At 68.1% G+C, this 13,184-nt stretch carries 12 protein-coding genes and 1 pseudogene; 5 read left to right on the plus strand and 8 right to left on the minus strand.

Features of this window, described 5'->3' with window-relative positions; genetic code table 11:
* Positions 1-22 precede the first annotated feature (22 nt).
* A complete protein-coding gene (locus ACIA8E_RS37580) occupies positions 23-496 on the minus strand; it encodes a Rieske (2Fe-2S) protein (protein ID WP_399305462.1) in 474 nt (157 codons plus the stop codon).
* A 412-nt stretch (positions 497-908) separates the two neighbouring features.
* Positions 909-1,952 carry a sodium-dependent transporter gene (locus tag ACIA8E_RS37585; RefSeq protein WP_399305464.1) on the minus strand — a complete coding sequence of 348 codons (1,044 nt, stop codon included), beginning with the start codon at positions 1,950-1,952 and terminating at the stop codon, positions 909-911.
* Positions 1,953-2,673: 721 nt separating this feature from the next.
* Between ACIA8E_RS37585 and ACIA8E_RS37590 the strand changes: the two genes are divergently transcribed.
* Both ACIA8E_RS37590 and ACIA8E_RS37595 read left to right on the plus strand, forming a co-directional pair.
* Complete coding sequence (locus ACIA8E_RS37590) at positions 2,674-3,573, plus strand: hypothetical protein (RefSeq protein WP_399305466.1); 900 nt, start codon at positions 2,674-2,676, stop codon at positions 3,571-3,573.
* 234 nt (positions 3,574-3,807) lie between these two features.
* Positions 3,808-4,056: pseudogene (locus ACIA8E_RS37595) on the plus strand (polysaccharide deacetylase family protein); the annotation flags it as partial.
* Positions 4,057-4,166: 110 nt separating this feature from the next.
* On the opposite strand, the gene ACIA8E_RS37600 reads toward ACIA8E_RS37595, so the two are convergent.
* From ACIA8E_RS37600 to ACIA8E_RS37615, 4 genes are all read right to left on the minus strand, one after another.
* Positions 4,167-4,835, minus strand: a complete 669-nt coding sequence (locus ACIA8E_RS37600) for a response regulator (RefSeq protein ID WP_399305469.1) — start codon at positions 4,833-4,835, stop codon at positions 4,167-4,169.
* Positions 4,832-6,088: a sensor histidine kinase gene (locus tag ACIA8E_RS37605; RefSeq protein ID WP_399305492.1), complete on the minus strand. Its 1,257-nt coding sequence runs from the start codon at positions 6,086-6,088 to the stop codon at positions 4,832-4,834. Before ACIA8E_RS37605 ends, ACIA8E_RS37600 begins: the two co-directional genes overlap by 4 nt.
* A 64-nt stretch (positions 6,089-6,152) precedes the next feature.
* The gene (locus tag ACIA8E_RS37610) at positions 6,153-6,992 is read right to left on the minus strand and encodes an ABC transporter permease (RefSeq protein ID WP_399305472.1); all 840 of its coding nucleotides are present in this window, start codon (positions 6,990-6,992) and stop codon (positions 6,153-6,155) included.
* Positions 6,989-7,936 carry an ATP-binding cassette domain-containing protein gene (locus ACIA8E_RS37615; protein ID WP_399305474.1) on the minus strand — a complete coding sequence of 316 codons (948 nt, stop codon included), beginning with the start codon at positions 7,934-7,936 and terminating at the stop codon, positions 6,989-6,991. The genes ACIA8E_RS37610 and ACIA8E_RS37615 overlap by 4 nt, the downstream gene beginning before the upstream one ends.
* Positions 7,937-8,138: 202 nt before the next feature.
* On the opposite strand from ACIA8E_RS37615, the gene ACIA8E_RS37620 reads away from it, so the two are divergent.
* Positions 8,139-8,930, plus strand: a complete 792-nt coding sequence (locus tag ACIA8E_RS37620) for a hypothetical protein (protein WP_399305477.1) — start codon at positions 8,139-8,141, stop codon at positions 8,928-8,930.
* Between the two features lie 383 nt (positions 8,931-9,313).
* Here the strand turns inward: ACIA8E_RS37620 and ACIA8E_RS37625 are convergent, their stop codons facing one another.
* Entirely contained in the window at positions 9,314-9,826 is a 513-nt protein-coding gene (locus ACIA8E_RS37625) for a hypothetical protein (RefSeq protein WP_399305479.1), read from the minus strand.
* Positions 9,823-10,470 (minus strand): hypothetical protein, encoded by a 648-nt coding sequence (locus tag ACIA8E_RS37630; RefSeq protein ID WP_399305481.1) that lies wholly within the window; start codon positions 10,468-10,470, stop codon positions 9,823-9,825. The genes ACIA8E_RS37625 and ACIA8E_RS37630 overlap by 4 nt, the downstream gene beginning before the upstream one ends.
* A gap of 185 nt (positions 10,471-10,655) precedes the next feature.
* On the opposite strand from ACIA8E_RS37630, the gene ACIA8E_RS37635 reads away from it, so the two are divergent.
* On the plus strand, positions 10,656-11,129 hold the full coding sequence (locus ACIA8E_RS37635; protein WP_399305484.1) for a hypothetical protein: 474 nt from the start codon (positions 10,656-10,658) through the stop codon (positions 11,127-11,129).
* Between the two features lie 109 nt (positions 11,130-11,238).
* The gene (locus tag ACIA8E_RS37640) at positions 11,239-12,612 is read left to right on the plus strand and encodes an IS1380 family transposase (protein ID WP_399305487.1); all 1,374 of its coding nucleotides are present in this window, start codon (positions 11,239-11,241) and stop codon (positions 12,610-12,612) included.
* Positions 12,613-13,184 lie beyond the last annotated feature (572 nt).

Genomic DNA, 13,184 nt, shown 5'->3' on the forward strand with positions numbered 1-13,184 from the left:
AGCTCGCCAGTCCGAAGACCCGTCATCCAAGCCGGATGGTGCCACCGGTGACGGTGATCCGTTCGACAGCCAGCGGCTGCGGCGCGGGGCCGGCCACGACCGCCGCGTCCGTGATGCTGTACCGACTGCCGTGGCAGGGGCAGTTGATGGTGCCATCGCTGACGGCGACGACGATGCACCCCTTATGGGTGCAGACGGCGGAGAAACCCTTGAACTCGCCCTCCTTGGGCTGGGTCACCACGACCTCCTGCTCCTCGAAGACCTTGCCCCCTCCGACCGGAATGTCCGAAGCCTTGCCGAGAAGCTCGCCTCCCGGCACGGAACCATCGGCGCTCGCCGCACCTGCCCTGGTGCTCGGCTTCGCGGTCCGGGAGGTCTCCGGTGCCGCGGCCGTATTCCTGCCTCCGTCCCCGTCCCCGGACGAGCCGCAAGCGGTCACCAGCCCCGCGGCGCCCACCGCGCCTGCCGTGAGGACCGTCCTTCGCCGTGCATGCATGACTTGCTCCCTGCGTGGTGGCCACAACACCGTGAACCGTCCGCTCCCGGCACAGACATCGTCACCCCCGCGGACCCCGAGGTCCTAGCAACAGGGCGGCAGGCTCGCCCGAGTGCCACAAGCCCGGTTCCGCACAGCGGTTGAGACTGGCGAGCGCACATGGTGAGGTGTCGCGTATTGCTCAGCTGCCGCTGCTCGGTATCGCCATGAGCGACGAGGCCGCTGCGGCGGCCGATCGGTAGGCCGTGTCCCCTTGCCGCCCCGGCGCGACGGCCGAAGCATCGCCGGGCGGGAGATCTCGACGACGCGCTCGCCCACGACCTCGCCGCCTCCCTCGGTAGACGTCCTCGCCGGCCCGCGGCGCGCCGACGGTGTTCTCGCTACTGCCCGTGCGCCGGGAACGGACCGGCCCTCAGGACGACGCCGGACAGGGCAGGCTCTGAGGACGCGCCGTCCGTACAACCCGGTTCGCGGCCGTCTTCTGTAGCAGCCCGTACGCCAGCACTGGCAGTAGCAGATACGGTTTGTCCGGCAGGGCCGTGGTGATCAGCACCGCACTGGCGCTGCTGTTGTTCATGCCGCATGCGAGCGTGAGGGACGTGGCGGCGGGCGCGTCCAGACGCAGGACGCGTGCCGCCACCCGGCCCACCGCGAAAGAGAGCGCGCACACGAGTGCCGCCACAACCAATGCCGCGGCGAACAGCAGTAGCCGAGGGTGGGTCACGAAGGAGCCGAGGGCGCCGCTGGCATTCGTATACGTCAGAACCAGTGAGGCCGCCATGGCCACCGGCACAACGACGTGCAGCGCATGCTCAAGTCCGCGTTCGGGCAGCAGTAGCCGGGCCACGATGCCCGCTACGCACGGCATCACCACGCCAGTGAGCGCGAAACCACCGTTCATGGTGGGCCCGGCGGCACCCAGCACGTTCGCGTAACCGGTGCTGAGCAGCGGCGCAAGCACACTCACGACGGCCGGGACAGTGAGCGGGCTGACCAGGGTGGAAGCGATCACGAGGCCCACCATGGTCGGTTGGTCGCCATGGCCCTCGCCGGTCCACACCGTCGCCCCGGCCGCCACAGGCATCGCTACGATCAGGATCATCGCCGTGATCAGTCCACTGCCGCCGTCCGTGTCGGGCGAGCACCGCAGCAGGAACGCCACCAGCGGGATGATCAGTATCGGCGCCGCAACGTGCAGAGCCAGCCCCGCCAACAGGGCCCAGGGGTGCCTCAACAACTGTCCCAGCGCGTGCACAGGGACCTGGAGCCCTGCGGCGAAGAGCAACAGGGAGAGCAGCAGCGAGGCGGTATGCAGGGTCAGGTCGATGCGGGGCAGCGTGTGCGGGTGACGTAACCACAAGCCCGGGCCGGGCAGCAGCAGGGCGGCGAGGTACGAGAGCGCGACGGCCCTACCGAGTCGTCGCCGCAGCCAGTCCATCGCACCGTCGGTATGCATGGCAGCATGATCCTCGTGTGGGGTCGGCAGGGCAGGTGACGCCACGCGGCAGTCAGGATCCGTTCAGGTTCCCGGTGGCACGGTCGCGCCTTGCGACCTATGAGAGGTCTGAGACGCGAGACTCCAGAACTCCGCCTAAACCCGACCCTGGCCGCCCGCGACTGCACTGGAACAAGGTGCCCGCGGTCATTGCCTGCTTCTGGATCGTCAAGGTCCTCTGCACGAGGCCGACGAGACAGCGGCGGACCTGCTCAACGACAGGGCAGTCCTGGGTCTGATCGGTGTGTCGCCGCTGACGAGCTCGCTCTGGCGATCGCCGTGGTCGTAGTGGGCCCGAGCTCGGCCTGGACGCCGTGTGGAGCTTATGGATCGCGTACATCCTCACCCGTCCGCTGGGCGCCTCGATGGGTGAGTGCCCCTCCCAACTGACCGGCGACGGCAGCCTCGGTCCGGGCACCTGGTGACCCGCACGCTGTTCCTCATGGTCACCCTTGCCCTGGTCATCTGTATGCCGGTGACTCGTACGGATGCCAGCCAGTCGGAACGGACCGCGTAACACGCAGAGTGCGCGTCTGGTCACGCGTTCACGAGGGATTCAGGTCACTGTTGGCAGGGTCGGACACCGACGTGGCCGCCGTGTGCAGCCGTCCCCACCGTCTTCACGGGGCGCTCGCCTCCAGACGAGGACCCGTGGCATTGCACGAACAGGAGCGTCCCTACCGTGGAGAAGTACGAAGTGCTCGGTGACCTCGAGGTCACCGAAGCCCGGAAAAACTTGGTGAAGAAACTGCCGGAGGCCACCTTGGCCTTCTGGATCACGAAGATTGCGGCGACCACCCTGGGCGAGACGGCGGGGGATCTGTTCGCCCAGACGCTAGGACTGGGCTATTTCCTCACCACGATCGCGCTGTTCCTGATCTTCATGGTGACCCTGGTCGTCCAGCTCCGCTCCCGGCGCTACAACCCTTTCTTCTACTGGACCGTCATCTTGTCGACCAGCATGGCCGGCACGACGATGTCCGACTTCATGAACCGTGATGCCAGCGCCAAGTTCCTCTCGAACGGCACCAAATCGCTCGGCTTGGGTCCGCAGGGCCTGGGTCTCGGCTACCCCGAGGGTGCCACGATCCTCATCTCGATCCTGGTCGCCGTCTTCATCGTGTGGAAGCTGACCGGAATGACCTTCGTGATCCGCGACATCGTCACCTTCCGAGGCGAGGCCCTGTTCTGGTCGGCGATCCTTGTCTCCAACACCCTCGGCACGTCGATGGGCGACTTCCTCTCCGACAGCTCCGGCCTCGGCTACGCGGGCGGCGCCGCCCTCGTCACCAGCGCACTAGTGGTACTCGTCGTCCTCATGCCCGTCTCCGCAGTACCCAACGTGCTGCTGTTCTGGATCGCGTTCGTCCTCACTCGCCCCCTCGGAGCCACTGCCGGTGACTTCCTCACCAAGCCGGTCGCCAAGGGCGGTCTCAACCTAGGGACCGCGGGTTCCTCGGGCGTGCTGCTCGCGACCCTGCTCGGGCTGATGGCGTACGCCCACGTCCAGGAGCGCAAGGAGCGCGCCGCACTCCCGGACACCGCAGCCGAGCCGAATCAGATCACCCACCGGGCAGGCTGATCACGAACCGGGCGCCCGGAGGTGTGACCTGGATCGTGGTACACATCGCTGGCTTCCACGGACAGCACCCGAGTACCCAGCAGGCCCGACTTGACGCCGCTGACCGTCACCGGGGCATCTGAGGTGGCCGCGTGTCGTCTTGCTCGTCGGTGTCTTGGGGGGTGAAGCCGCCGGCGATTCTCACGTAACCGTCATCAACCCAGCGGCCAAAGCAGCGAGGATGGGCGTCCGCCCCGGATTAATGTCGCCCCGGTGCTGTGGACCTGCTGGGGCGAGGACTGGCGGGCCAGGGCCACACCCGACAGCGTCCACCGCACCGTCACGGCCGGCTTGGACGGCGGTGGCACGATCCTGCTTCACGACTCCGACTGCACCTCGGCCCCCGGCTCCTGGCGTACCACCCTTGGCGCACTGCCCCGCCTGCTGGACACCTGCGAGCAACGCGGCCTGCCCGTCGGACCGTTGCGAGACCACGGGATGTAAGTGCGGAGCAGGTGCGGGCGCTGCGGGAACTGTTCGGGGAGATCCCGCCACGACGGTCGCGTGCCGCTCGGCGATGCCTCGGAGCCGGCGGGCCGGCCTTCGCCGTCCGCTCACCCCGCACCGGGGCCGGCGAGCCCGAGGTCATAAGCGAGGATCACGGCCTGGATGCGGTCGCGGGCACCGATCTTGGCCAGGACGCGGCCCACGTGTGTCTTGACGGTGGACTCGGACACCACGAAGCGGGTGGCGATCTCACCGTTGGTCCAGCCCTTGCCGATGGCGACAAGGATCTCGCGCTCGCGTTCGGTGAGTGCATCCAGTCTCGGGTCCTCCTCGGAATCGCTGCGGCGAGCGGGCACGTGCTGGGCGTACTCGTCCAGGAGACGGCGGGTGAGCGCCGGCGCGATGACGGCGTCGCCGACGGCCACGGCGCGGATGCCGGCGAGGAGTTCCTCGGGGCGCGCGTCCTTGAGGAGGAAGCCGCTGGCTCCGGCTCTGAGGGCGGCGTGGACGTATTCGTCGAGGTCGAAAGTGGTCAGCACGAGAACGCGGGAGCGGCCGCCGGCGGCGGTGATCCGGCGGGTGGCCTCGATGCCGTCCATACCGGGCATGCGTACGTCCATGAGGACGACATCGGGACGCAGCTCGGCGGTCATGCGGACGGCCTCGGCGCCGTTCGCGGCCTCACCGACCACCTCCGTCTCGGAGATGGAGTCGAGCAGCACCCGGAAGCCGTATCGCTGGAGCGGCTGGTCGTCCACGACGAGCACCGTGGTCACCTGGCACCGGCCCGGGGTGTCATGTCGAGGGTGGCCTCCACCGCCCATCCCCCGCCGGTCGCCGGTCCGGCGCTGACGTTCCCTCCGTAGAGCGCCACTCGTTCTCGCATGCCCACCAGTCCATGTCCTTCCTCGTTCGGTGATCCGGGGCGTTCCGCCGGGCCGTCGTCCCGGACCCGGATGACCAGCCGGACATCCTCGACGACCACCGACATTTTCACCCGCGTGCCGGCCCCGGCGTGCTTCAGGCTGTTCGTGAGGGCTTCCTGAACGATGCGGTAGACCGTCAACTGCATCCCGCCGTCCAGGGCGCCCAGGTCGCCGGCGGTCCGGTAGACGACGTCCAGGCCGGCGGTGCGCACACCGTCGCACAGCGCCTCGATGTCCATGAGGTCGGGCTGCGGACTCAGTTCAGGCGTGACGGGAGGGCCGTCCGACGCCTCCCGCAGCACGCCGAGCACGCGCCGCAGTTCACCGAGAGCGGTCCGGCCTGTGTCGCCGATGAGCTGCAGGGCCTCTTTGCCACGTTCGGGAGCCGCATCTGTGGCATACAGACCAGCGTCGGCGAGGGTGATCATGACGGCCAGGTTGTGACCGACGATGTCGTGCATCTCGCGGGCCACCCGCGTCCGCTCGGTGGCGGTCGCGAGCCTGCTGCGCTGGTCACGTTCGATCTCCAGGCGGGCCGCCCGTTCCCGCAGCCCCGCGAGCTGGGCCCGGCGGGTCCGTACCATCAGGCCGAGTGCCAGGGCCGCGGTCGCGGTGCTCAGGAGGAAGAACAGCGCGTCCCAGACGGACACCGCCGCCGACGCGCGCACCGCGACCAGCACCATTCCCGCCGCCATGATCCCACAGGCCCATGGCAACTGTCGCGGGCGCCCGTGCAGGGCGAGGCTGTACAGGGCGATGAACAGGGCGACGTCCGCGCGCAGCGCGGCGCCCAGCGACCACTGGACGGCGAACACCGCCGCGATGGTGCCGAAGGCCGCCATGGGCCTGCGCCGACGCCCCAGCAGCGGTAGGACCAGACCGGCCTGCAGGACCAGCGTGGCCGCCGGGGGAAGCCGGGTGAAGGCGAGTCGGAACCGGCGTGGGCCGTCGCCGTCCCCGGCACCGCCGTGCAACAGGTCCGGCAGGCAGAACATGAGGAAGACCAGCAGCACGACCGTGGTGTCCAGCACCCATGGGTGTGCCCGGTCCGCCTGCCGCAGCTGCTGGCCGCCCCGGGAGAGCCGGGCGACCAGCGGCCCCATCCCGTCGGCTTCGTCGGCGGACGTAGGTGTCGTCAAGGAGGTCACCTGCCCATGGTGCATGCGATCAGACGTCGCTGCGCACGAGCCGGTACGCCGCCCCCGCCAGGGCGAGTGCCGTCCAGGCGAGGAAGACCAGCAGCCCGGCCGTGGGCGACAGGGTGGTGGTGTCGTGCGTCAGGGCGAACATCGACTCGCCCGCGTTGCTCGGCAGGTAGGGGCTGATGTCGTCCTGCCAGGAGCTGGGGAGCAGCGACACGAGCCCCGGGATCAGCATCAAGGCGGCGACCAGCACCGAGATGCCGCCGGCCACCGACCGCAGCAGCGCGCCCAGGGCGGTGCCGATCACGCCGACCAGGCCGAGGTAGAGCGCGGCGCCCAGCAGGCTTCGCAGGACTCCCGCGTCCGTCAGGCCCATCGCGGCGGGGGTGCCGGAGACGATGCCGCTGCCGAACAGGAAGGCGACGAACACGCCGAGCGTGCCGACCACCAGCGTGACCACCCCGAACACGGCCGCCTTGGACCACAGCACCGGCAGTCGGCGCGGTACGGCCGCCAGCGTCGAGCGGATCATGCCGGTGGAGTACTCCCCCGCCGTGACCAGCACGCCGAGCACGCCCAGTGCGAGCTGGGCGAAGTTGGTGCCGAAGAGGGACAGGCTCACGGCCGTGGCGTCGGCGAAGTCCCGGTCCAGGTGACCTGAGCCGATGCCGGACTTGTAGCGGCTCGCGGCGATCAGCCCGAAGGCGACGAGGAAGAGCAGGCCGAGGCTCAGGGTGATCCACGTCGAGCGCAGCGACCACAGTTTGGCCCACTCGGAGGACAGCACGCGCCGTCCGGTCACCCGGTAGGCGGGGCGGGCGGGGCCGGACGAGGGCGCCTCGACGGTCGCGGTGAGGGTACTCATGCCGCCCTCCCGTCGGCCGCGAGGAGGTCGATGCCGGTCGTGGAGCCGTGGTACTCCACGGCATCCTTGGTCAGGTTCATGAACGCCTCCTCCAACGACACCGTCCGCGTGCTCAGTTCGAACAGCGCGATTCCGTGCTCGGCCGCCTTCAGGCCGATCTCGCGGGCGGTCAGCCCGGTCACCTGAAGTTCCTCGGAGCCGATGCGGCCCGTGGCGTCGACACCGGGACCGGCCAGTACGTCCCGTAGCCTCGCCGGGTCCTGCGTGGCCACCTTCACCATGTCGCCGCCCGCCTCGCGGACGAGGTCCCGCACGGTCGTGTCGGCCAGCAGCCGGCCACGACCCACGATGATGAGATGGTCCGCCACCAGGGCCATCTCGCTCATCAGATGGGACGACACGAACACGGTCCGGCCCTCCTCAGCGAGCGCCTTCAGCAGGTTGCGGATCCAGAGCACGCCTTCCGGGTCCAGCCCGTTGACCGGCTCGTCCAGCATCACGGTCTGCGGATCGCCGAGGAGTGCCGCCGCGATGCCGAGCCGCTGGCCCATCCCGAGGGAGAAGGCGCCTGCCCGCTTCTTCGCCACACTCCCCAGCCCCGCGAGGTCGATGACCTCGTCGACCCGGCAACGGGGAATCCCATGCGTCAGTGCGAGCGCCATCAGGTGATTGCGGGCCGAGCGGCCCGGGTGAATCGATTTCGCCTCCAGAAGGGCCCCGACCTCCTGAAGCGGTGCCTCGTGCCGGGCGTAGTGGCGGCCGTTGACCTTGACGGAGCCGCTCGACGGAGCATCGAGCCCGACGATCATCCGCATGGTCGTCGACTTCCCGGCTCCGTTGGGCCCCAGGAAACCGGTCACCATGCCCGGCCTGACGGCGAAGTCCAGCCCGTCGACGGCAGTCTTCTCGCCGTACCTCTTGGTCAGCTGCTGTGCGTCGATCATTCCTGTTTCTTCCTGTCGGGGACCGGCGCCATTCCTTCGTCCCTGACGCCTCACCAACCACGCTAGGGACCACTACGCCCCGATTCGGTGGTACCGGGGGCTGATCCGCGCCCATCGGGTCGTACCCCGGTACTACGTGCCTCCGGTCCGGCGCGCACGCTGTTCAGGTTGTGTTCAGGCACGGCGTGCCAACGTGCGGATCATGACCACAGAGCACGTCCTCGACGACCAGCCCCTCGTCCCCGTACGCCGGATGGCGAACAAGGTGCCAGAGGTGACCGTCTACTTCTGGATCATCAAGGTGCTGACCACCGGTATGGGCGAGACGGCGTCGGACCTCCTGGCCCGCCTGCTCGGTCCGGTTCCGGCGGTCGCTCTCGGCGGCCTCGCCCTGACGGCCGCCCTCGCCGTGCAGTTCGCTCTCCGCCGGTACGTCGCCTGGGCCTACTGGACCGCCGTCGTCATGGTCAGCGTGTTCGGCACCATGGCAGCCGACGTCCTGCACGTCGGCCTCGGCGTACCGTACGCCGTGTCGGCGCCGGCGTTCCTTGCCGTACTGGCCGCGGTCTTCGTTCTCTGGTACGCGAGCGAACGGACCCTGTCCATCCACAGCATCCGCACCCGCCGGCGCGAGACGTTCTACTGGGCGGCCGTCCTCGCCACCTTCGCCCTCGGCACCGCCGCAGGCGACCTCACCGCCAGCATCGGGTTCGGCTATCTGGGCTCGGTCGCCCTTTTCGCGGCCGCCATCTGCGAGCCCGCCCTGACCCACCGCTTCGGCGCCCTGAACGCGGTGCCCGCCTTCTGGATCGCGTACGTCATCACCCGTCCCCTCGGCGCCTCCCTCGCCGACTGGATGGCACTCGGGCACGCCCGCGGCGGCCTCGGCCTCGGACTGGCACCGGTCACCCTCGCGTGGACGGCCGCGATCGTCGGATTCGTCGCCTACCTGGCCGTGTCACAGCGCAACACACACGCACACCACGCAGCCTGAGGGTCAGAACACACGGTGCGGGCTGGCCACCACCCGCGGATCAGCCGAGACCGAGCATCGGCGGCAATTTCCAGAGCCGAACGGCCGTTCACGTGGACGCGGCGCAACAGCCTCACGCCCGGATGCGAATCAGCGAAGGGTCGAATCTCGACCTCCTTGTCGACTTTCAGGAACGGCCGGAGTCGGTTCGAGGTTCGCCCGCACCTCGTCAACCGACATGTCCTGGCTGACGGCGAACGGGTTCTTCGTGCCGCACACGCCCTGCTTCCCCGGTTCCAGCCCACTCGGGGTGTCCGAGACCACAGCACGGCACTGTGCCCCGCATCCGCCCAGACGGTTGCGGAGTTGCGGGGCACAGTGCCGCGTCTCGGTGAAGCTGCGGCTTACTTGTCAGCCTTGTCCACGCGCCACCCGACCATTCCCGTGGCTCCCGGCATCCCGTCGCCATCGATCTTGATCGGGGCCGCTGACGCCGTGAGGCGCTGCCGGAATGTGACACCGTCGCAATCAATGGTCTGGCGAACGGGTTTCTTCACAGCTATGGAAAGGCTGATTTTACCCTTTCCGGCGCAGACTACCGACAACTTGTAAGAATGCCCTCGCGTCAGATCCGGCACCGAGTGGAAGCCGTCGCCGACACGTTCGAGGCCGGCCTCAACGAACAGCGGCTCGCTGTCGCTGACCTCGGCTGTGTCGAGGGTCTTCTCGACTTGCTTACCCAGCTTCTCGTCGGTGAGGCCGGACGCGTTTGAGGGGCTCTTCTGTTGCTGGCCCGGGCTGCTCGCCGGTGCGCTCGGTCCCCCGGGGTCGCTTGTACATCCGGTGACCACGGCAGCGCACAATAAGGAAGCGCAGAGGACGAGGTTACGACCCAAAGGGCGCGGTTGTTTCGTCATGAGCTCGTCGACCAGTATCGCCAGCCGACTTCTCTGGTGGGAAGCTTCGCGGTGCCTGCCGCAATTTTCACCTCACCGCAGCGGCCTGAACTGGTTTTGTACTTCGTCCAGTTCACCTTGTGGCCCCAAGAACCGTATTGCAGGTGACCGTACTCCTTTGCAGGTATCTCGTGGGTGGAAGTGTGCCCCACGGTGACACCCACTTCGGCCACCACCTTGACGCTGCACTCCGCCTTGACCTCAGCGAGAATGACGCCGGCAGTGACTCCGGCGGTGCCACTCACCTCGACCCCGATCTTTTCCGCCTCTTCCACGCTCACCCTCATCGGTCCGCCCGGACCGTCTTTGTAGCTGGTGCCGTTCCACCATGAAGGAACGTGGTAATGGTCCTTCTTATCACTCACTTGCACCCACTGCTTGGCCGGATTGTCACAACGCATGGTCCCGACATCACCGTCGGCGCTCACCTCAGGGAGCGCGGAAAGGGTGTGGTCGACGGCGACCTCGGCGGCCGACTTGGACGGGCCTTCCACCATGCTGTCAGCTGATTCCTGCGAGGCGATCTGGTCAGAGGTGACATCTTCAGGCGCGACGTCAGACGACTCCTCGACTGCCCCGGCCGTGGTGGCCAGTACCAGAGTCAAAGCCAGGGTCGTGACTGGAGTTAACCTCGCGCTTTCATGAGTTTGGTGGGTCCAGACGTGGTGGACGTGCCGGAGTGCCCCTGACCTGGCCATTGCTCTCGCGAAAAACTCACGAGCTGATCAGGTGTGTTGCACCTGGCAGGTGCAGGGTGCCCTCGTTCCGGCGGATCCGCGAGGAAAGGGGGGTGACCAATGAGGGGCTCTCCTGCAAGGCTGCAGGCATGGAGAGCGAGTTGCTGGCCGCAGAGGACTACGCTTCGGTTCTTCGGGCCACACAACTACTGTCCAGTCGCTACCTCCACGGCATGACACTGAACGCTCGCATGGAGGCGTGGGCGGAGTTCGTCGCGGACGTTGAAGAGGGCTTCGACACCATGTGGGCTTGGGAGTTCGACAACGACATGGCTCATCGCGACTGGCTCCACGATGCCTGGCCGATCCTGACCGAACGCGTCTGCCAGCTCCGTCAATCCGAGCTGGATGCGCTAGACGAGCGGTTCCGCGTGGCTACGGTACCGATCAAGCCGTTCGGTATGAACCAGAGCGCGATGTCACAACAAGCGCGGTGGTGGCAGTTCCGCTACCCGCGGCTCGTGACCGGGGATCCGGCCGAGGAACTGCCTTCGACGTGGTCCCCGGTACCCACCTACATCGACTGACGCTGTCCGTGATCCACTGGGCGGCCAGCAAGGCGGAGAGTGCAGCTGACCTGCAATGATGGGACTTGTCTAGGGTCCGGTCAGACGCAAGGAAAGAAGTCCTCTCCCGGTGAAAACTGTCGGCTTCCACCCTGCTGTCCGTGTCCAGGGCGACGGGGGTGGGGTGGTCTCGCAGGCCGGCGGGGTGCTGCTGGTGGAAACGGTCCGCAAGACGGGGCTGGACACGGCTATATCGACGGCGCTGGCGCCGTGGCGCAAGTCCCGGGCGGTGCACGATCCGGGCAAGGTCCTGCTGGACCTTGCTCTGGCAGTGGCGCTGGGCGGTGACTGCCTGTCGGACATCGGCGTGCTGCGGGCCGAACCCGGCCTGTTCGGGTTGGTGGCCTCCGATCCAACGGTGTCGCGGCTGGTGGACATCCTGGCCGGGGCGGGTCCCCGCGCGCTTACCGCGATCCGCCGGGCCAGGGCCGAAGTCCGCGAGCGCGTGTGGACGTTGGCTGGTGCCGATGCCCCCGACGCGCACGGGCACGTGATCGTGGACATCGACGGGGTGCTGGTCCTGGCGCACTCCGACAAGCAGGACGCGACCGCGACGTGGAAGAAGACCTTCGGGCATCATCCGCTGGTCGCGTTCGTCGACCACGGCCCTGCCGGGTCCGGGGAGCCGGTGGCCGCCCTGCTGCGGCCGGGCAATGCGGGCAGCAATACCGCGGCCGACCACATCACTGCCACGAAGCTGGCGCTGGCCCAACTGCCCAAGCAGTACCGGAGGGGTCGCTCGACCCTGATCCGAACCGACTCCGCAGGCGGCACCCACGAGTTCCTGGACTGGCTCACCGCGCGCGGCCGGTGGCTGTCCTACTCGATCGGGATGACCATCACCGACGCCGTCCACCACGCCGTGCTGCAGGTCCCGGACTCAGCCTGGACCCCGGCGGTCGAGCCCGACGGCCAGGTCCGCGGCGGCGCCTGGGTCGCCGAGCTGGCCGGCGACGTCCTCAAGGGTTGGCCCGCGGGTATGCGGCTGATCGTCCGCAAAGAACGCCCGCACCCCGGTGCGCAGCTGCGGTTCACCGACGCCGACGGTATGCGCTTGACGTGCTTCGCCACCAACACCACCGGAACCGCGATCGCCGCCCTGGAACTGCGGCAACGCCAACGCGCCCGAGCCGAGGACCGCATCCGAGCCGCCCGCGCCACCGGACTGCGCAACCTGCCTCTTCACCACGCAGCGAGCAACCAGCTCTGGCTGGAGATCATCCAGCTCGCCCTGGACCTCCTCGCCTGGATGCCCATGCTCGCGCTGACCGGCCAAACACGCCGCTGGGAACCCAAAAAGCTCCGCCTCAGACTGTTCTCCGCCGCCGCCCGCCTGGTCACCACCGGCCGCCAACGCATCCTCCGCCTCGACCGCCACTGGCCCTGGACCAAGGCGATCACCAGCGCCTTCACCCGGCTGCAAGCCCTACCGAACCCCGACTGACCAGCAGGATCAACCCGCCCCGACAAGCACCCGAATGCCTCCGGACCCGTGGAACCCGGCGCCCACCCGACACGACAGTCGGGCCGCCGGCCTGCCCATCCCCAGAACAACCCGAGACCCGGCAAGCAAAAAAGCCCCCGTCAAAGTCCAACGGGGGCTCACGCAAGATCGAGGTTAACAAGTACCGCAACGCTGTCTTTCGCACGTGATTCCCCCTACGGATGGCGCCCAGACGACTGGGCGGGTCTGTGCGTAACCTACGTAACTGCCGCACTTGATTGGGAACCTATTGGATTTCCTGAGGAAGACTTGAGGAATGGGATCCAGGTTGTCACTTCTCATGGCGCTGCAGCTGAAGCCGGAGGCCGAGGAGGATGTGGCAGAGACGACCCGGGGCGAGGGAAAGCTCCGAGGAGATCTGGAGCGCATTCAAACTGAGTACCGGCGCGCGGTGGAGTACGCACTACCTGGTGGGGGCGCATCAAGCAGATTCCCGTCCCGGTCGTCCTGACCTTCGCTGGTGACGCCAGCCGGCCACTTACCGCGCGGGCCGGGGGGGGGGGGGGGGGGGC

The sequence above is a fragment of the Streptomyces sp. NPDC051664 genome (genome assembly GCF_044453545.1).
GTDB lineage: Bacteria > Actinomycetota > Actinomycetes > Streptomycetales > Streptomycetaceae > Streptomyces.